Origin of the sequence: Gottfriedia acidiceleris, from assembly GCF_050457485.1 — a bacterium.
Taxonomy (GTDB): domain Bacteria; phylum Bacillota; class Bacilli; order Bacillales; family Bacillaceae_G; genus Gottfriedia; species Gottfriedia acidiceleris_D.
Genome location: NZ_JBCMJM010000007.1, coordinates 62,952 through 83,490, shown reverse-complemented (window position 1 = coordinate 83,490; position 20,539 = coordinate 62,952). Strand labels below are relative to the sequence as shown.

The following is a 20,539-nucleotide window of genomic DNA, read 5'->3' as shown; positions in this document are numbered from 1 at the left end:
ATGTATATGGCTAGTACGAAAAATAGAAAAAAAAATTGTCCGAAAAGTAGGCTTGTTCACAAATGAGACAACTTTCTTTTAGCTAAAATTATGGTTAATCTGTAAAATAGTAGCGCAGGCATAAACACCCACGCTACCATTTTCTATTTAATTTTTAATCTATTTGCTATTACTTAAGCAAATTATAAATAAGCGAGAACCACCGGATTCTACACTAAAATTCGGTATAAACACTTACAGAAAGTTTTTTATTAAGTACTCGTTAATTTGGTTATATTCATGCTGGTAAACTGGTCTTCCGATGGTTCCATATATAACCTTTACATTAAGGATTCCTAAATCCTTTAAGAAGTTCATATACTTTCTCGCTGAGACCCTTGAAATGCCAACAACATTTGCCACTTCTTCGGTGGAAAACGGCACCTCTTTCAATTCCTGAACTGCTTCCCATACTTGCTTTAAAGTATCCTTAGTTAACCCTTTTGGGAGCTCTTCAATTATTGTAGTTTCATCCCTGTGTAAAAGATAATTATCAAGCTCTTGTTGGCTGACTGCTTCCAGTTTATCTGAAAACCGGGTCTTTTGCTGATAGCTGACAAGAGCAGCATTAAACCTTTCAAATTCAAAAGGCTTTATTAAATAATCGACAACGCCGTACCTTAATGCCTTTTTGATTCGCTCTAGATCAGATGCTGCTGAAATAATGATTACATCAACTTCAAGTTCATTTTTTCGGAGGTACGTCAATAGCTCTAACCCCTGTTTGCCTGGCATAAAAATATCCAGAAGTATAAGCTGTATATCTTCCTTTCTAAGCAAAAGGATAGCATCATCTACTGAATTGGCTATTGTAGTTAAACGGAAACCACCAATCTTAGAAAGGTATTGTTTATTGATTTCCGCCACCATAGGGTCGTCTTCTACAATCATTACATTAATCATGCCTTTTCATCCTCTGCTTTATAAGGTATATAAACCGCAAAATTCGTTCCCTTTCCCGGCTTAGAAGAAATGATTAGGTCCCCTTCAAGTCTTTCAATACACTGAGCTAAAAGATATAGTCCGACCCCACGGTTATCTCCTTTCGTGGAGAAGCCTTTATCGAATATTTTATTTTGTATTGCTTTCGTCATTCCCATACCTGTATCCTTAACCTCGATTGTTAAAATATCCTCTGCGTAGTCAAGCTTTAAGTCAACTTTTTTGACAGGACTGTTCGCTATCGCTTCCATTGCATTATCGACAAGGTTTCCTATAATCGTTATGAGTTCTTGGGTGATTCCCAGTTTCACAGGCTGGGGGATCTTGTTGGTGCAATCAAATGATAGTGATGCACCTGATTCTCTTGCAAAGCTTAGCTTGCCAATCAAAAATCCAGCTAGAACCGGATCCAGGACATTCTTGGTTACAAACCCCATTTCCATTTCCCGATGGTTAACCGTTTCACTCACATAGTTCGCAAGTGTGTCGTATTGTTCGGTGCGGACTAGGCCAAGAATAACATGCATCTTATTCATGAATTCATGGGCATGGGCACGAAGGGCATCCGCATAATTGCGCACCCCTGTGAGCTGTTCGGCCAATAACTGAACTTCCGTTTTATCACGGAATGTAGCGATTGCTCCAACCGGTTGATTATCCACCACTACTGGCACTCTGTTTACCAAAATAGTAACCCCATGCAGAACCTGTTCCTGATCAACCTCAGTTTCTCCAGACTGCAAAATACGGGTTAAGCGGGTCTCAGGTAAATAATCTTCTATTTTGAGTCCTTTTGGATTCCCTTCTAGGCCGGCTTTTTTAAAAAGCTTTTGGGCAGCCCTGTTTACAAGGGTAATTTTTCCTTCTTGGTCAATGGCTATAATTCCCTCACGCACCGACTGGAGCATGGAACTCCGCTCTTCAAGTAGCTTAGCAATAGCGAACGGCTCGAGGCCCAATAGGATTTTTTTGATGAACCTGGCTAAGCCCACCGCACCGGTTACCCCGATTAATATTCCGATTATTGTCCCAATCATCATCCCCATCCGACCTTTATGTACAGCCTTCGTTACGTTTTCCAAAGAAATTCCTACCGCAACAGCGCCGATTTGTTTTCCATTTGAATTCATTATTGGTGTAAATGCCCGCATGGAAGGGCCGAGAATCCCCTTTGAGATTGATACATACTCTTTCCCTCGAAGGACTGGTCCTTCATCTCCTCCCCTAAATCTCTTTCCAACTTCACTAGGATCCGGATGGGAAAGCCGGATTCCTTTCATATCCATGACGACAACAAAGTTAACATGTGTTAAATCTTTTATTTGATTAGCAAAAACTTCTATTTCTGTCGAATTTGTTTTCCCCTCAAGAGACCCAATCACTTGCGGGTTAAGAGAGACGATCTTTGCAATATTGAGTACCTTTTCTTTCTGTGTCTCTTCCACACTGGAGGTAATTCTCTTACTGATTAGCAAATCGGTTATACCTAGTGACAAAGCGACCACAAGGCATACAAAAATAATGATGATGGCTTGTAAACTAAATCTGCCCTTTTTCATAAACTCCTCCAGGTTATCTGCTTAATTATAGTATGAATAAGGTTTATCCATTACATACTAAGAGACCGCAAAGCTCTCTTGAAGAGCTTTGCAGTCTCTATATTAAATCAACTTATTAGTAAAATTTCACCCGCCACGATTTGGTTAAGCAAGGTATTGTAAAGAAATAAAGATGGAGTCAACGTAAAACTATTGCTCCATCTTTATTTTTTTTCAATATTTAGGCTCTGTTTTATTAATAAGGACTAACTTTATTAGCTATACTCTTAATTTCTTTATACTCAGCTTTCCACATAGCATCTTCAATCGCATTTTCAACATCTTGAATATCTGCTCTTGCAATTCCTTCGTGTATAGCAGCATAGGCTACTTCAATGGCTACGTATTTTGAGACTTCATGTAGCTTTTCAATGGATGGCAAAAGGGATGCTCCTGGTTTACTGGTGTCAGACATACTTGCAACCGCATAAGCAGCAGCTGCAAACATTCCTTTTGAGATCACTTCAGCTTTTGCAACAATCGCCCCCAAGCCTAGGCCAGGAAATACAAATGCATTATTTGACTGTCCAATTTCATAGGAAACACCTTTGTATTCTACATTGGCAAACGGGCTGCCTGTTGCAATTAGAGCCTTGCCATCGGTCCACTTAATCAGGTTTTCCGGCACTGCTTCAGTCAATGCAGTCGGATTGGACATAGGCAAGATGATAGGTCGTTCAACGTGCTTGGCCATTTCTTTAATAATTTCTTCAGTGAACGCGCCGGCTTGTCCTGAAGTACCGATTAGGATTGTTGGCTTCACCCTTTGAACTACTTCCATTAATGAAATGATCCCTTCCTCATTCTTTTCCCAGTCCTTAACTTCATCCACCTTTCTTGCATAAGGCTTCTGGAAGTGCAGAACATCTGGTGTTTCATCTGTTAGTAGACCACGATAGTCTACAGCCCAGAAACGATCAAAGGCTTCTTCTCTGGTCGATCCCTCTAGAACCATGACATCTGCCATTTGGTCTGCGTTACCGATGCCAGCAGCCCCTGGTCCAAAGACAACAATGCGCTGGTTCTTCAAGGATTCTCCTGTTACTTTCAAAGCAGACATAATAGCAGCAAGAGTAACAGCACCTGTCCCCTGAATGTCATCGTTGAAGGTAAGGATTTTGTCACCATATTTGTCCAAGATTTTTCGCGCATTGACGTTGCCAAGGTCCTCCCAGTGAATGAGAACTTCTGGAAAGAACTTCCTTGCAGTCTGAACGAATAAATCAATGAATTGATCATAACGATTACCTCGGACACGTGCGAATTTGTTGCCGATATACATAGGATCTGCAATCAAAGCCTGATTGTTCGTGCCAACATCCAACACGATTGGTAGAACACGGTTTGGATCAATACCAGCTGCAGCCGTGTACACGGCAAGTTTACCAATCGCAATATTAATACCGCCTATCCCTTGGTCCCCAATACCAAGAATACTTTCAGAGTCGGTCACGACAATTAAATCAACACCATTTTTTGGTTTTCCAAGATTATAAAATGCCTTTTCAATACCCTCAGGATTATCGATCGAAAGATATAAGCCATCTGAACGTCGGTATCTATGGGAGTATGACTGGATTGCATCACCGACAGTTGGAGTGTAGATGATTGGGAGCATTTCTGCCAGGTGTTCTTTCAAAAGGCGGTAAAACAAGACAACATTACGGTTATATAAATCATAAAGCAGCCCGTTTTTGAATAGATTGGTCGTCCGCATCGAATATTGTTCATAGACCCTATTAACTTGTTCATCGAGGGTTATTACTTGTGGCGGTAACAGACCTTCAAGTCCAAGTTCTTCCCTTTCCTCTTTCGTAAAAGCTGTTCCTTTATTCAAAAAAGGATTGGAGAGAACTTCTTTTCCTTTTATTGTAGTTATAATAACATTCTCAGGTACACTCTCAAGTACATTCATGGTGTTTCCTTCCTTCTATCTTAAATTAGCTATTTTAGACAATACCGAAACCATGTTAATAAAATTTTCCTTATCACACTATTTTTTTAACTAAAAACCCTTTTTTGTAACTAAAAAAAGCAGAAAGTGAAACCGCTGACTGCTTTTTCTTTGTTTCTTTTTCAAATTGGCTTCAAAGCTTCGGAAGCATGATCGACAGGATTACAGTAAATTTTTACTTTATTGTCATGATGCTCTTGCAATTGATTTATTAGCTTTTTTCTTTTCGGACATTTTAAATACATAATTAACAATAATAGGACAGACTATTGCAGATATTACACATGCTGCTGCAACTTGCGCAGTAGCTCCTGGTGCTAAGGCAGCTAAGGTTGGATCTGCTGCTGCAACAACAGCTGGTGTAGCTACAGCATTCCCTGCAGTTGACCCTGTTGCTAAACCAACGATCGGATTTTCTTTAAATAACTTTAATAGTACGTAAGCTCCAATTCCAGTGAATGCAGCTATTAATCCTAGTAATATGCCAGGACCTCCCGCTTTTATAATAGTTGAAAGATTCATTCCCGCACCTAATGGGAATGAGAAGAATGGGATTAATAATAATTTACTGCTTCCAAGGAACTTTCTCATATCAGAATCAATATTTCCTAAAATCATTCCTATTACTATTGGAATTAATACACCTATAAGAGTTTGAAAAGGAATTGAGGCTAGACCAGATGCACCTAATGCAACTAATGTGAAAAAAGGACCATCTTTTAAAGAAAATAAAGCATATGCTCCTACATCAGTTTCGTCACCATATGATGAAGCAAGGGATGCATATAATCCACCATTAGCATTTAATAACGCTGCAAGGATAGCTAATGGTGATAATCCTAATATTCCGGCTGGCCCAAAAAGCATCGCTACAGTTAAACCTATACCTGCACCCACTATAAATTTTCCTGTTAATAATATTGCACCTTTTTTTAATGCCTTTGGTGCTAATTTGAAATTAATTTGTGAACCAATTAAAAACATAAAACATGCCAAAATGGTAGATGATGCCTCTTTACTAAATAATGCCGTTGTAAAACTTCCAATTTGTAAAAATTGCGGGAAAAAGGTATTCGTTAATACTCCTAGAAATAGTGGAACAACCATCAGACCACCTGGAATTTTATCAAGCGTTTTCTTAATTGGAATTTGCATTTTTAACCCTCCTAAAATAGTTTTATAAACTCGAATGAATCCATTATTTTATCAATTGTTCAAATACTCGCAGAAAGCGGTTCCATTTTTCTTGCATGATGTTCTATGTTTTAATCTCCTTATGTTTTGTTACCTGTCTATCATATTTGGATGAAAACTATTTTCATAGTTTATGGAAGTTTAATAATCCTTTTTGTAAATAAAAAAAGTAAGCAGTTTCAATAACTACTTACAAAAAGTTTTTTTATTAGGTGTTGTTCATTGGACCACATGAATAATTTCTCACACCTGGTATATACTCCCATTGAAATGAAGAATGCAGAAAAAAACGGCTAATCGATTTGATGAAAAAATTTTTTAATTGTATAAATGTGAAGTTTCTGTGCAGTCTTGTGCAATGTATACTATTCATTACACGAAATGGAAATAATTGGAAACAAAAAAACTCAAACCTTTGATACACTTAGGTTTGAGCTTCCTTAATCGTATGATCCCAACTGGACTTGAACCAGCGACCCCTACCCTGTCAAATACAGAGTACGATTATTATTCAATAACTATGAATATTTCAGTTCAATTAAGTCCAGTAAACACTGCAATTTTATTCACTGAAAGTCTTATATTTCTATTGTTTCTAATAAGTCTGTGCAATTTTTGTGTAATCGAAAATGTAATGGTTTATTGTGAGGTAGGGTGCATTATTTTTCGTTACTACTAGATTGAAGAGCAAACTGGAAAGAATAAAAACAACTGATTAATTCTTCTAATTCATTTTTAGCTTTTCCCAAAATTTCTTCATCTGTATATATCGAGAATCTTGTGATATATCGATCTAATTTATCGTTTAGTTCGATAATATTATCTGAACTTTTATGTTTCGCATTCATACGAATTAAGTCTTTTGCAAAAGCTTCACTTAATAATTGAATACTAGGGATTTCTATTTCTTTTTGGACAGAAACAATTGCTGGTGTATAATCCATTCTGTATGCTTGACCTGGTATTTGCTCCCAAAACCGTTCCCATTCATCGAGTAATCCTGCCTTATAAAGAATCAACTTTAAATATCCACATAACCATGCCGTACAGCTCGTATTTCTATTTTTACAACCTTTACCTTCCTCTAAATCATTGCAATACTTACAACAAGACCCACCAATATCAATACAAACATTACATATGGATGAAATACCAACGCCCCTTAAATACTTATGTCCAAAGTGTATCAGTTCTTCTCTTGTCATGAGACGTTCCTTTTCATAAGTATCCATCACTTTTAATCCTTTCTTTTTTTACTAAAAGAAAGTGTTTTGCTCTAAGAAAACACTTTGAATCTTTAAAACTTAAAAACTAATCCTCATTGAATTTATCAATCATTGAGATCGTATCAATCAAATAATTGTTAACATTAAACGAACAACAGAAAGTAATTCGATAATCAAAGGGTCCCGAAGGAAATACATAACCTAGTTACCTTCTTTAGTACCAGATACAATACTTTTATTACGTAAAATTGCAAGTTGTTTTGATACCGCAGATCCTCCATTTATCATCCTCAATATATCTATCAATGATATGAAATTGTCTTGAGATTCCTGTATACCGACCCAATTGTATATTTCTCAGACACACTTATTACACTCTGAAATTACGTATGTTCATCTTTATGCACATCTCTTTTTGCTTGTATATAAAATTCAACTAATGTGTCAAAACCTTTACGAAAATACGGGTCTCGATAGAACTTGTCGACAAATCCTTCTTCCGATAATCCGTTCATCTCTTTTACTATATCTTTTACGCTCTCTGCTGCTCGTTTTTGTATTTCATATTTTAATTTCAAATGCATACGTCACCGCTCCATTACTATGGTATTCATCTAGCATTTTTTATGAGTTAACACTCATATTACCCACCTTGTCCTAAAACCTCATTAACTTTCTTATGTCATATTAATGCAGTTGTATTATCATAATCAGTCGTTTCTACTTCTCTCCTACATCCTTATATAACAATCCCGCATAATCTTTTGTCAGTAAAATCATTAAAAAAAGACCAATGAAGAAGTTTATTCTAATTATGGTCTATGCAAAAAAATGATTTTATTAATTATCTAGAATTAAATATATTCCTTTCTATGAATAACTAATTTTTTCATCTTTATTATTCTTCTTTAAATTTATCTAACATACTAATCGTATCAACTAAGTGATTATTAAAAATTTGACGTGCAACTACTAATAGCTCAGAAATTATCGGATCCCTGAGGGAGTAAGTAACTTTATTTCCTTCCTTTGTGCCATATACAATATTTTTATTTCTTAAAATTGAAAGTTGTTGAGATACAGCTGACCCTTCACTTCCGATTAAATTTTGTATTTCATTTACATTCCTCTCGCCTTCACTTAGAATTTCAAGAATTCGAATTCGTAGTGGATGACCTAGTGCTTTAAAAAAATCTGCTTTAAATTGTTGTAGTTCTAAATTCAATTGTGTTCCTCCAAACTATCTATATGATCCATATCCTAATTTCAAAATATTTATTATCATTATACCTATTCAGCATGTTTTTATAAAATTTATAAGGATAATTATTCAACGGAGTCCTTTCTATTTTGATCTACTACTCCATTTTTTTGATCTTTTAAATTTAATAGATTTGAGTTGGATAAGCTTGAACACTCTAAAAATGCATTGTGCTTGCAGCCTAAACACTTATTATAATTAATATTTAATAGTGCATAGCCAATTGCTTCACCTGAATGCTCGAAAAAATTTTGTTTACCAATTACATCATACAATTTGGTACGAATTAATAAGTCTTTTGGTTGAGATTGAAGACCAGTTAGTAACACAACACTGTCATTGTCCCTGAGGTATTTGATGATACTTGCTAACTTAGCTTCACCTGTTGTATCAATAAAAGGAACCTTTCCAAATCTTAAAATTAAAAACTTTGGTTTATTATCTGATAACTTTAGAATTGTTTTTTCAAATAGATTAGCAGTTCCAAAGAAAATTGACCCTTCAATTGTGAGAATGCTAATTTGAGGACAATCATGATTTTCATTAACCATATATGTCATCAATTTTTTATTCTGTTGGGAACGGTCAGGTAATACCTTTCTAACGATCAGAAGTTCAGACATTCTTTTAACAAATAAAATCACAGCAATGATTAAACCAACCTCCACGGCTGTTGTTAAATTTAGAAAAATGGTCAGTAAAAAAGTTAAGATTAAAATGATAGAATCACTGGATTTAGTTTTTAAAATATGAATAAACTCTTTTCTTTCACTCATGTTCCATGCTACAAGCATTAAAATTGGGGCCATACTAGCTAAAGGAATTTGTGATGCTAATGGTGCAAACAATAATAAAATGATTAGGACAATAACACCATGGATAATTCCCGAGATAGGTGAAATAGCTCCACTCTTTATATTTGTAGCAGTCCTAGCTATTGCTCCTGTAGCTGGAATTCCTCCGAAAAAGGGAATAACCATATTTGCAATCCCTTGTCCCATTAACTCTTTATTACTATTGTGCCTGCTACCTGACATACCATCGGCAACTACTGCAGATAATAGTGATTCGATCCCACCAAGCATCGCAATAACAAAGGCTGGTCCAATAAGTGTACGTATTTTTTCAAAATTCAGCTCTATTAAATGAAATGCCGGAATACTACTCGGAATAGCACCAAATGTGGACTTAATTGTTTGAACTTCCCCTTTAAAAAAGATGTAAGCCATTAAACTAGAAAAAATCAGACCAATTAATGATCCAGGGACTTTTGGGAATAGTTTAACAACTGTAATAACTGTAATTAAACATATGATTGAGGTTATTACACTATAAGAATTTATTGTCGAAATATGCACTCCAATTTCTCTCATATTTGATATAAAATCCTCATGTTTAGTTATATTTTGAAGTCCTAAAAAATTAACAATTTGTCCAGTAAAAATAATAACCGCAATCCCTGCTGTAAATCCTATGGTAACAGGACGAGGTATAAACTGTATTAGAAAACCCATTTTAAAGATCCCCATTAAGGTGAGAATAACACCAGCTAAAAAACCTGCAATAAGTAAGTTTTCATAACCATAATGAATTACAATTGATAAAAGTATAGGTATAAATGCTCCTGTTGGACCCCCTATTTGAAACTTTGATCCTCCAAAAATTGAAATTAATACTCCTGCAATAATCGTTGTATAAATTCCATATTCTGGTTTTACTCCTGAACTAATCGCAAAAGCCATTCCTAAAGGAATTGCAATAATTCCAACTATTATTCCTGAAATTAAATCCTTTCTAAAAGATACTTTATTATAATTTTCAAATCTCCCTCGCCATTTCACTTTTCGCACCTTCTAGTATATTTGATTATTTGAATATACAAATATTTAATATAATCATAATAACAGATCTCTTTCTCGTCAAACAAAATCTGATAATTAGATATTGTAACTATTTTCCAATTTCCATAGTACAAATACAAAAAGAGAAAAAAAAAAGAACCTCTTCGAAAAAAGGTCCTTTACCTATGGTGATGGGTTATATAAAAAACATCTATATTTTTTTTACAAATTCAGATTTTAACTTCATTGCTCCAAATCCTTCAATTTTGCAATCTATATCATGATCACCATCAACTAGGCGGATACTTTTTACTTTGGTACCAATTTTAACAACAAGAGAAGTTCCTTTTACTTTAAGATCTTTGATGACAGTCACTGAATCACCATCATTTAAAATATTTCCATTTGCATCTTTTACAACTTTCTTATCATCCATTTCAGTTTCAATATCCAGTGTCCATTCATACCCACATTCTGGGCACACAAATAGATTACCATCATGATATGTATATTCTGAGTTACATTTTGGACAATTTGGTAGTTCGGCCATTATCTTTTCCCTCCTTTAGTATTACTTTTAGAGCATCATTATTTCTATACTGACATAATTTAAATATCTTTACAATATGATTTTTGGATATTTGAATCTTTGAATATACTTTTTTAAAATTGGAAAAATTAACAAAAAAATAATCATATAATTAACTAGAAAAGACATTAGACGTCTTAAATATGTGTAAGGGTGTTTAATTTATTTCACATCATTAATTTTTCGTATCTATCCTGCCATTTAATTGAAACAAAAAAAAGAGCCGCCGAAGCAACTCGTTTTGTTGAACTAACGCATGCGTTAGCCAACCATGAATCGATTATTCACCACAGTGAATGGAAGTTTATAACTTACTTCCATAGTAGTTAAAAAACTTCTCAAATTAATGATACTGGAACCAAGGAATCCATTTATTATTCTGATCTTTAATAATGTAGAGCTCTCTAAGAGATAAAGGTGAACCTGGAAGTTTTGGAAATCTTAATCTAACAAACCAAGAATAATTCGTAACTTCTTACCACAAAAATTTCTTGCCATTTTATAGTAGTGTTGTTCTTCTGCTTTCAATAAATAAACCATATTTTTAAACAAAAAATGGTAGTTTATCGGCTTATTCTAGATTAGCTTTATTTAATTTTCAAATGTAAACGTTACCTTTTGTTTGTACAGTAATTGAGGCATTCATTACAGCCAATGTTAATCAATACAAGAACGAGATTGCTCTTGTACTCATTGACATCCACTGGAGACAATCAAATGTGTACTCCAATGCCTGCTGTATCTGTCTTAGACAGAGCCTCAGAATAAGATTATATTACTTTTGACTTTGCATTCTCTTTTTGTTTTTTCTTCTGCATGGAAGCAAGAACAGCAAATAAAGCCATTACCACCAGTACGCCACCAATTACAGCATTTATTTCAACACCAATTCGTTCAATTGCAATGCCACCAATTGTTGAGCCCAATGCCATTCCTACATGAACTGCTGAGTTATTTAAGCTTTGCTGAATATCCGATGTATCAGGTGCAGTTACGATTAAATAGCTTTGTATTGCTGGTTGAAGAGCCCAGCTAAACATACTCCAAACTATCATAACAATTACGAAAAGTGGTGTGTTAAATGTTGTAAAAGGCAGAATGAAAATGGATACTCCAAATACTGTAATTACAGTAATAATCGTTTTCTTTGGGCCAATACGATCAGACAATAATCCACCAACACCTCCGCCAACGATGGCAGCGAAACCGATAATCAGATACATTACGCTGATCCAGTTTCCATCAAGAGCGAGTGTGCTTTGTAAGAAAGGCGTAAGGTAGGCATACAGAGTTAAATGGCCTCCAAAGAATAAGACAGACGTAAGTTGAATGAATATGATTTTTTTATTTTTTAGTGTTTGTAGTTGTGCACTAATCGATTTACCAGGCTTGGGTTCAATTTTTCCTAATAAAAAATGGATGCATACAATTGAAATTGCAATTAATACCACAATAAAGGCAAAAGGAGCGTGCCACCCAAAGGTATTTCCGAGCATCAATCCAAAAGGAACACCTAAGACGAGAGAAGCACTGACACCCATCAAAACAAAACTTATCGCACGGGCACGGTATGCTTCTGAACTGATATTGGATGCGATTGTTACACAAAGGGAAATTAATAGTGCTGCGCTCATTGCAGATATTATCCTTGTAACTAAAAGTATAGTGTAACTTGTGCTTAAGACTGAAATGATATTGGCAAACAAAGCCGCAAATAAAGCCAAAAGCATTAATCGTTTCCGTTCTATTCTTGATGTAGCAGAAAGAAGTATTGGTCCCGAGATAGCGAAAGTAAGAGAAAAAACGGAGATTAACATCCCTGCTTTGCCTAGAGAAATACCGAGATCATTTGCAACTAAAGGAAGGATACCTCCAAGAATCATCTCTACTAGGCCGACTATAAAAGAAACAATCGTTAGTAAATAGACCCGTTTGTTCATAAAACACCTCTCTTTATTAAATTGATAAAAATGTACTTCAGTACGGAAGAATAACATTCTATTCCCTAAAGAGCAAGTGGAAAAATTTTCAGTAATAGAACAAATCATGCGATTATAAAAACTTTACAATAAAAAAAGCCGCATATTTACAGCTCTTGATCTTAAACTAATGCATTCGTTAGTTGAATATGGATTTAGATAAATAAGGGAAATACAATGATTTTAATCTTATTTCTGGAGGTCACTTAAAAAAGCATTACTTCTATGAAATAATGCTTGAAAAAGTTGAAGATAAAGCAGGTTCGTATTAACTCAACCCTTTTTTATACTTATTTATTTAAACGAAAGTTTGTAAATAACTTAAGATATTTCTATTTAAACCATTTTTTTATTTCTTGTTGAAATACCTCATGTAATCTTAGATTAACTAAGCTATTAATAATCGCTTTCTTTTCTGAGGACAAAACGTTAGATGGAATTTTAAACATAGGTTTGAGGTTATTAGCAAGTGCATTGTGAGGGACAGAGATTTTCGATAGATTATTAGCGATTTTTCGATGTGTTGCTATATGAAATCCCCATAATCCAAAGGAAGGAACAATAATATTGTACGGGAGAGTGTATAAGCCTGCCTTTTCCAAAGTCCTAGCAATACTCCAAAATGCTATTGGTGTATCTTCTGGAGAACTAGATTGGCAAACTAACGCTCCGTTCTTTGATAAAAGGTTTGAAACTTGATTGAATAGTTCTTTAGTATATAAACTACTTAGAATAGAATCGACTGGGTCTGGAAAGTCAATGATAATCACATCATATTGCTCATGATTACCTTTTATAAATATCTTGGCATCCTCAATATGAACATTCACACGCTTGTCCAAAAACGAACGATTATTTAATTCCAATAAGACTGGTTGCGTTTTAGCAACTTGAATCATCATGGGATCAATATCAACTAAATCTACATGTTTTACATTAGGATACTTAAGTACTTCACGTAATGCAAGTCCATCTCCACCACCTAAAATAAGAACACGTTTATGGGATGCTGCCATCTCCATAGCCGGGAAAACTAATGCTTCATGATAATACTTTTCATCTAATGAACTAAACTGTAACTCTTGATTTAAATACAAACGTATATCATTCGCTTTAACTAAAAAAATATCTTGGAATTGGCTAGTTCCATGAAAAAGCACATCATGATTGCCTTTACTTAATTCCTTTAATTGAATATTGTCCCAATCGTTACCTTTATCATCTTCAACTTGAAAAAGCTCCTGTACTGTTCCTCTTTTTACTTTCATTGTGATTGGGGTCAGTCTTCTCATTTTTGGTGAATTATTTAACTTACCACCGCGAACTAACTCATTTACTTGGATCCTTCTCGCCTTTAATTTGTATAGAATATCTTTAATTGTTGGCCATAGTTCTTGATTACCACAGGTATACAGATCTAAAGCAGCATATCTTTCTTCTGGCCAAGTATGAATTGAAAAGTGCGAAGTTGAAATACCAATGACCCCCGTTACACCTTGTGGTGAAAAAGAATGGAAATGAACTGAAATAATTTCCATACCTAAATTTTCTATTGCTTTTGTTAATAATTTTTTTAAACCCTCTGCATCATTTAAAATATCAGACTGACATTCAAATGCATCAATGATGAGATGTTTCCCCTCTATGTTCAATAGATCACTCCCACTTACTTATTATTTTCTTAGAAAATACTTTAAACTCTACTCCTTTTATTTATAAATTGCTTGTCTATCTACTACATTAATATATGTTCATTGAAATGATAGGATTGTGTATATTTCTTAAATTTTTACTAAAGTGAAGTAAACTTACTAGATTTACAACCACTCATTCTACATTAGTATGATTAATACTAGTTTCCTAAGTAATTCTATTAGCATGGGATATTTTTAAACAGCTACTCATGAAATTTCAGATGGATTTGACCAATATTAATAAGACAATTGTAGCATTTCCTTATTCAACAATCCTGCCATTTACTTCAATAAAAAAAGCCGCATATTAGCAGCTTGTGATCTTCAACTATTGCATGCTTTAGTTGAATAAAGAAATGTATATTTTTATATCATTTAATAGAAATTTCTTTTACAAATGGAATACTCAAATAACGATATTTAATAATTATTTTATTTATTGCTTTATCGTGTAATACAGTAATACCATATATTTTATCTTTTTCTGTTGTAGTACCGTTGTTTGCTTTTTCTAAAATATAAGATGGTGCCGTATTAGGTTCAATACTTATTGAGTTTATGTTCTTAAACACATATTTTTTCGCCTCTTTGCTCGCAAAAGAATCTGTTACAATCAGTGGTTTAAGTGCATTATTCACTTGAATTTTTACATCTAAAGGGCGTTTATTGGTATTTACTAATACATCTTTAATAAATAATTTTTTCCGACCTTTATTACCTATTTGAATAACTATTCCATGTTTCTTTTCAGTCCAAGCAATAGTACCAGTTTCTAATGGTGGGTTTCGCTTCATAAATGGTTTGAATCCAATCAAAATTATTAAAATAACTATTGCTAAAACAATCACTATTTTTTTGAAAACTGACAATTTGATTTATCCTCCTTTTATGAAACAATTCAATTTCCTTATGCAACTATCCTGCCATTATGTTGAATAAGAAATTATACTATGTTTTAAATCAATAAAGTTTTTTTGCCCCATTTAACTGTTTCCCTATAAATTTGGTACTGTTATAAAACAAAAAACCCCTTGATATACAAGAGGTTTAGGTATGATCCCAACTGGACTTGAACCAGCGACCCCTACCCTGTCAATTACATAGTACGAGTATTATACAGTAATTATGATTATTTTATTTCAATTAAGTCCAGTAAATCAAGCGGTCGGTGCAATTTTATTCATTGTAACTCTTTTAATTCTATTGTTTCTATTTTTTCCGTGCAATTTCTGTGCAATCGAAAAGTAACGGTTTATTATGAGGTAGGGTGCGTTGTAGAAATTAGTAACAAATTACTTAACAATAAAAAAGAACACAGGACGCGAATACATGCAGGTTTCCTATTTTATGCCTAACGTGATGTTTTATCTGTTTCATCATGTGGATATTTATGCGGGCTATTAATTAATTTTTGTAAATCCCCTCTAAAAAACACATCTTTGAATTCTTTTAAATTAAATGGAATAATCGGTGCTAAATATGGTACGCCAACTGAACGCAAACGAGCCAGGTGGATGAATATAGCGAACATTCCTACTCCTATTCCCCAAATACCAAATAAACTTCCTAGAAACAAAAAAATATACCTCAAATAATTAATTGTAAAGGTCATTGCTGTGTTTGTGTTCAATGTGTTTGCAAGATATGTTGTTCCTATTATGATAAGACTCAGCGGATGTATTAGTTTTGCATCAACTGCTGTCGACCCAATTGTAACTGTTGCGATTAAAGAAACAAGAATTAACAATTCTTTTGACACTCTATAGGAACCTACTGCTAATATATGTAATAATATCAGGAGAATGAAAATTTCAAGCCAAAAAGGTAGAAATGTATCTGAATGAGAAAAGAAGTGTTTAGTCACTTTTTTTGAAAACCAATTTTCATGAAAGTTTGCGATTGAAACATATGTTCCAGGTAACAATGTTGATCCAAAAAAACAAAAAAACGTGAGTAAACGGGTCAAATTAGGAAGTTTTGAGTAATAATCACTTGGATGTTGAAAGTATTGAACAAATAGATTCGGAACGATGGTTGCAGTTGGTGTTCCATTGACTAAAATAGCAACTCTTCCCTCATACAAAGCAGCGGCAATACAATCAGGTAGTTCAGTAGTAAAAGTCAAAGGAAATAAGGTTTTTTGTTTTCCTGCAACTGCTTGTTCGATTATTCTCGTTTCCAGTACATAGTCAACATATAATGAATCAATTCGATTTCGAACTTCCTTTAAAGCAGATTGATCAACTCTTTCAGTAAGAAATACGATTGCAGCGTCCGTTTTTGTTATTTTTCCAATTTTTATTTTCTCTACCATGAGTGTAGGTGACGGGATCATATTATGTAGTAAATTTAAGTTACCTTTAAGTTGTTCCGAAAATGCAATTAACGGTCCTTCTATGTTACGTTGTCTTGTACTTTGCTCTATCGGCCGTTGTTGCCATTCCACAGTATCAACGAGAATGCCACTTTCGTTACCCTCCACTAATACCAATGTCTTTCCTCTTATAATTCCATCAATTGTAGAAGAAATAGAAGTAACTTCCTCAATTGACTCAGAACGAATATGATGTAAAGCTAAAGTGCTCATAAATGCATCTTCATCTATATGCCTAATATTAAGTAATGGCTCAATAATACTTTCTCTTATCAACTCTGTATTCACAATACCGTCCATATACAAAAGTGCACCATAATATTTTCGTTTTGTATTAAATTGTATAAATCGTATAGATAATTCTGGAGAATTATATAACTGTTTTTTAACTGTATTAATATTTTTATATATATTCTTTGTGAAAGAAGACTCTATACTGCTCATGAATTAGTGCTCCTAATTTAATTTGTTAACATTTAACAATACAGTTAGTATGTACTTTCAGTTTGAATAATACGCCATTCTTTTCTGATATTTAGCCTGTTTTTGTACCTTCATGAAAAAACCATTTCATCATGGGTGGAGTTACAAGTGTAGTCACTAGCACAACTACTAATAATACTGCAAATAATGACTGATCAAGCAAATGATTCTCTAATCCAATCGATGCTATAATTAGCGCAACTTCTCCACGGGATACCATTGCTGCTCCTACACCTAACGAATTTCTCCATGAAAAACCCGATACTTTTGCACCGATAGAAGAACCAATTAATTTAGTTAGAATGGCTACCACACTTATCATAATAATAATCAAGATATTATCTAAGATCCCAGTAAATTTAGCGGATACTCCTATTGATGTAAAAAATACTGGTACAAAAAATGAGTAACTTATCGTTTCAACTTTTTCAAATACTTCATGTTTATATTCTGTCACACTAATTGCCACTCCTGCAATATATGCACCGATAATGGCAGCTACACCTGTGTATTCAGCTAAGTATGCATACATAAAACAAATAATTAACGCAGAAGAAATAACTGTTTCACTAACTTTTAAAGTAGAAAATTTTTTAAGGACAAATGGTACTACTCTCCACCCTACAATGATTGCACCTACAAAAAATAGTACTTTTTTAAGTATTATTTTTGATAAGTGTACATCACCGCTCCCCCCTGCCAAACTAAGTAAAAATGCTAAAGCGATAATAACTAAAATATCATCTATGACTGCTGCACCCATTACGGTTGCGCCTTCACGAGTTTTTAGTTTATTCATTTCTTTCAATACTTGGACTGATATACTTACACTTGTAGCAGAAAGTAATAATCCTAAAAAACTTGATTGAATAGAGTTCAGATCGATCATCATCCCAACTAAATAACCTACTGCAAAAGGAACGATAATTCCCCCAATACCAACTAAGGTGGAAGCCTTACCTGTACGTTTAAACTCTACAAGGTCAGTTTCAAGTCCAGCAATAAACATTAAAAGTATTACTCCAATTTGACTTATTTCATGTAAAATATCAGTGTTACTTATTAATCCCAATACAGCAGGGCCGAGTATTATTCCTATTAATAATTTTCCAAGTACAGAAGGTTGCTTTAATCTGACACTAATGTCACCAGCAATTTTTGAAGCAATTAGTATAATTGCAATTTGAAATATAAGCATATATTTACTGTAGTAATAGCCTTAATCATTCTACATACTCTTACTACAGTTCACCTCCTTATAAGTTATTACAAAATAAATTTCTAGTTAATAATTGATCGCGAGGTTTTATTCTTTTATATCGTGAGGGTATGTGTTAGGACTATTTATTAATTTTCGTAAATTACCTCGATAAAATACATCTTTGAATTCATTAAAGTAAAAGGAAATAATTGGATCTAAATATGCAACATCACGTTGAGAAAAAGAATTATTCACTTTAGACAATCTTGGAAAAGGTCACTTATTTACGTAAGTCGGAATGGAAAGAAACAGATCATTTTAAATTACAGTTGTACACAAAGTAAAAAAGGGATAAGCTTGCTTATCCCTTTAATCCAATAATCCACGATTCTATTAGTTTGTTTCCAAATTGAAATTACCTTTTATCTCTTCTTAACAGCTAATTGCATGTCTCAAGCAGTTTTTATAATAACATTCCGTACCAAGGTTTTTGGCTTAGTTCAGGAGTAAGAGAGCAATGTACATGCTTTACTTGCGTGTACTCATCTAAAGCATAGCGGCCAAGTTCACGACCGAATCCACTTTGTTTATAACCGCCAAACGGTGCATCACTTCTTAACATGTGCCAGTCATTTATCCAAACTGTTCCAGCTCTTAATTCACGTGAAATTTTTAGAGCTTTGTTAACATCTTTTGACCAAATACCAGCTGCTAATCCATAAATTGAGTCATTCGCAATTTCGATTGCTTCTTCAATCGTAGAGTAACGAATCACACAAAGAACTGGTCCGAAAATCTCTTCTTGAGCAATTTTCATTTTATTGTCTACATCCGCAAAGATAGTAGGTTCAATGAAATATCCATTATCATAGCTTTCACCTGTTAAACGTTTTCCACCACATACTAAGCGAGCACCTTCTTGAATTCCAGTCTCAACATATGATAACACCGTGTCAAGTTGCTGCTGAGAAGCCATTGGCCCCATTCCGTTCGCCATATCAAGCTGGTTTCCAATCGTAATTGAAGATGCCAACTTCGCTAAACGATCAACAACTTCATCATATATAGAATCATGTACTAAAAGGCGCGTGCCAGATTCGCAAAGTTGTCCCGAATGAAGACAGAAGCCAAACAAACTACCTGGAACCGTAATATCTAAATCAGCATCTGGTAAAACGATAGAAGGTGATTTTCCACCTAATTCAAGTGTAACGCGTTTTACAGTTCCAGATGCTAATTTCATAATGCGTTTTCCAACTTCTGTTGATCCCGTAAAAGCAATTTTATCAACTTGTGGATGAGTAGCAAGTACTTCTCCTACAGTAGCTCCTGGTCCTGATACAACATTGAACACGCCCGCTGGAACTCCAGCCTCAGTAGCTAATTCTGCTAATTTCAACGTAGAAAGAGGTGTATTTGTAGCTGGTTTAACAACAATAGAATTTCCCATTGCTAGTGCAGGTGCAATTTTCCACATTGCTAAAAGCATTGGAAGATTCCAAGGTGTAATTGCAGCTACGACGCCAACTCCTTCTCGCCAAACCTGATTATTGCTTGGTCCAGGAAATGGCAGTACTGGCAGAGACTCAACAAATGGGTATTCAACAGTAAATTTCGCTGTTTGATGAAGTAGATCTGCTAAATATAAAATATCAAGATTTGAAATTCGTCTTACAGTTGCACCTGAGCTAATTGCTTCTAAGAATGCAAGTTCTTGAGAATTTTCTACAATTTTATTTCCAAAATTAATTAAGATTTGAGCTCTTTCTTGTGGTGATTTTTTTGACCATACTCCTGAATCAAAAGCTTTGCGAGCAGAAACAATAGCAGCTTCAGTATCTTCCTTTCCTGCTTTAGCGACCAGAGCAATCACTTCTCCAGATGCAGGATTTTTCACACTAAATGTTTCACCACTTTTTGCAGGTGTCCATCTACCATCAATATAAAGTGGAAATTCCAATACTTTTACAGTCGTTTGCATAAAATACCTCCTAAAATTAATTTTGTATTTTTCAAGTCAAAAACCCCATTTAAACCTAGAAGTAACGATATTGACCATAGATCAAAATAATCTAATAAAGATTAAAATTCTTTATTATAAGGTTATTACTTGCTCAATGAATTTTACATAAGACCAATGGTTTCCCATTGACTGTTTGAATCG

General features: G+C 34.2%; 15 protein-coding genes. All 15 read right to left on the bottom strand.

Going from position 1 to position 20,539, the window contains the following annotated elements:
• Nucleotides 1-234: 234 nt before the first annotated feature.
• The 15 genes from ABEY15_RS06975 to ABEY15_RS06905 all read right to left on the bottom strand — a co-directional run bounded on the left by ABEY15_RS06975 (nucleotide 235) and on the right by ABEY15_RS06905 (nucleotide 20,356).
• Nucleotides 235-942, bottom strand: a complete 708-nt coding sequence (locus ABEY15_RS06975) for a response regulator (protein WP_429889363.1) — start codon at nucleotides 940-942, stop codon at nucleotides 235-237.
• Nucleotides 939-2,540 carry a DcuS/MalK family sensor histidine kinase gene (dcuS, locus tag ABEY15_RS06970; protein ID WP_429889361.1) on the bottom strand — a complete coding sequence of 534 codons (1,602 nt, stop codon included), beginning with the start codon at nucleotides 2,538-2,540 and terminating at the stop codon, nucleotides 939-941. The genes ABEY15_RS06975 and dcuS overlap by 4 nt, the downstream gene beginning before the upstream one ends.
• A 235-nt stretch (nucleotides 2,541-2,775) precedes the next feature.
• Nucleotides 2,776-4,494, bottom strand: a complete 1,719-nt coding sequence (locus ABEY15_RS06965; protein WP_429889360.1) for an NAD-dependent malic enzyme — start codon at nucleotides 4,492-4,494, stop codon at nucleotides 2,776-2,778.
• Nucleotides 4,495-4,719: 225 nt separating this feature from the next.
• Nucleotides 4,720-5,688, bottom strand: a complete 969-nt coding sequence (locus ABEY15_RS06960) for a 2-keto-3-deoxygluconate permease (protein WP_429889359.1) — start codon at nucleotides 5,686-5,688, stop codon at nucleotides 4,720-4,722.
• Nucleotides 5,689-6,386: 698 nt separating this feature from the next.
• The gene (locus tag ABEY15_RS06955) at nucleotides 6,387-6,959 is read right to left on the bottom strand and encodes a hypothetical protein (RefSeq protein ID WP_429889358.1); all 573 of its coding nucleotides are present in this window, start codon (nucleotides 6,957-6,959) and stop codon (nucleotides 6,387-6,389) included.
• Between the two features lie 377 nt (nucleotides 6,960-7,336).
• Nucleotides 7,337-7,537: a hypothetical protein gene (locus ABEY15_RS06950; protein ID WP_429889356.1), complete on the bottom strand. Its 201-nt coding sequence runs from the start codon at nucleotides 7,535-7,537 to the stop codon at nucleotides 7,337-7,339.
• Nucleotides 7,538-7,851: 314 nt separating this feature from the next.
• Nucleotides 7,852-8,178 (bottom strand): ArsR/SmtB family transcription factor, encoded by a 327-nt coding sequence (locus ABEY15_RS06945; protein ID WP_069033014.1) that lies wholly within the window; start codon nucleotides 8,176-8,178, stop codon nucleotides 7,852-7,854.
• 101 nt (nucleotides 8,179-8,279) lie between these two features.
• Complete coding sequence (locus ABEY15_RS06940; protein ID WP_429889354.1) at nucleotides 8,280-10,055, bottom strand: SulP family inorganic anion transporter; 1,776 nt, start codon at nucleotides 10,053-10,055, stop codon at nucleotides 8,280-8,282.
• Between the two features lie 211 nt (nucleotides 10,056-10,266).
• Nucleotides 10,267-10,605, bottom strand: a complete 339-nt coding sequence (locus ABEY15_RS06935) for a zinc ribbon domain-containing protein YjdM (RefSeq protein ID WP_429889352.1) — start codon at nucleotides 10,603-10,605, stop codon at nucleotides 10,267-10,269.
• Between the two features lie 809 nt (nucleotides 10,606-11,414).
• Nucleotides 11,415-12,584, bottom strand: a complete 1,170-nt coding sequence (locus ABEY15_RS06930) for an MFS transporter (RefSeq protein ID WP_429889351.1) — start codon at nucleotides 12,582-12,584, stop codon at nucleotides 11,415-11,417.
• Between the two features lie 371 nt (nucleotides 12,585-12,955).
• On the bottom strand, nucleotides 12,956-14,275 hold the full coding sequence (gene speD / locus ABEY15_RS06925; protein WP_429889349.1) for an adenosylmethionine decarboxylase: 1,320 nt from the start codon (nucleotides 14,273-14,275) through the stop codon (nucleotides 12,956-12,958).
• A gap of 413 nt (nucleotides 14,276-14,688) precedes the next feature.
• Entirely contained in the window at nucleotides 14,689-15,186 is a 498-nt protein-coding gene (locus ABEY15_RS06920) for a hypothetical protein (protein ID WP_429889347.1), read from the bottom strand.
• Between the two features lie 482 nt (nucleotides 15,187-15,668).
• Nucleotides 15,669-17,135 carry a spore germination protein gene (locus ABEY15_RS06915; RefSeq protein WP_429889345.1) on the bottom strand — a complete coding sequence of 489 codons (1,467 nt, stop codon included), beginning with the start codon at nucleotides 17,133-17,135 and terminating at the stop codon, nucleotides 15,669-15,671.
• Between the two features lie 91 nt (nucleotides 17,136-17,226).
• A complete protein-coding gene (locus ABEY15_RS06910) occupies nucleotides 17,227-18,372 on the bottom strand; it encodes a cation:proton antiporter (RefSeq protein WP_429889343.1) in 1,146 nt (381 codons plus the stop codon).
• A gap of 466 nt (nucleotides 18,373-18,838) precedes the next feature.
• Nucleotides 18,839-20,356 carry an aldehyde dehydrogenase family protein gene (locus ABEY15_RS06905; protein WP_429889341.1) on the bottom strand — a complete coding sequence of 506 codons (1,518 nt, stop codon included), beginning with the start codon at nucleotides 20,354-20,356 and terminating at the stop codon, nucleotides 18,839-18,841.
• Nucleotides 20,357-20,539 lie beyond the last annotated feature (183 nt).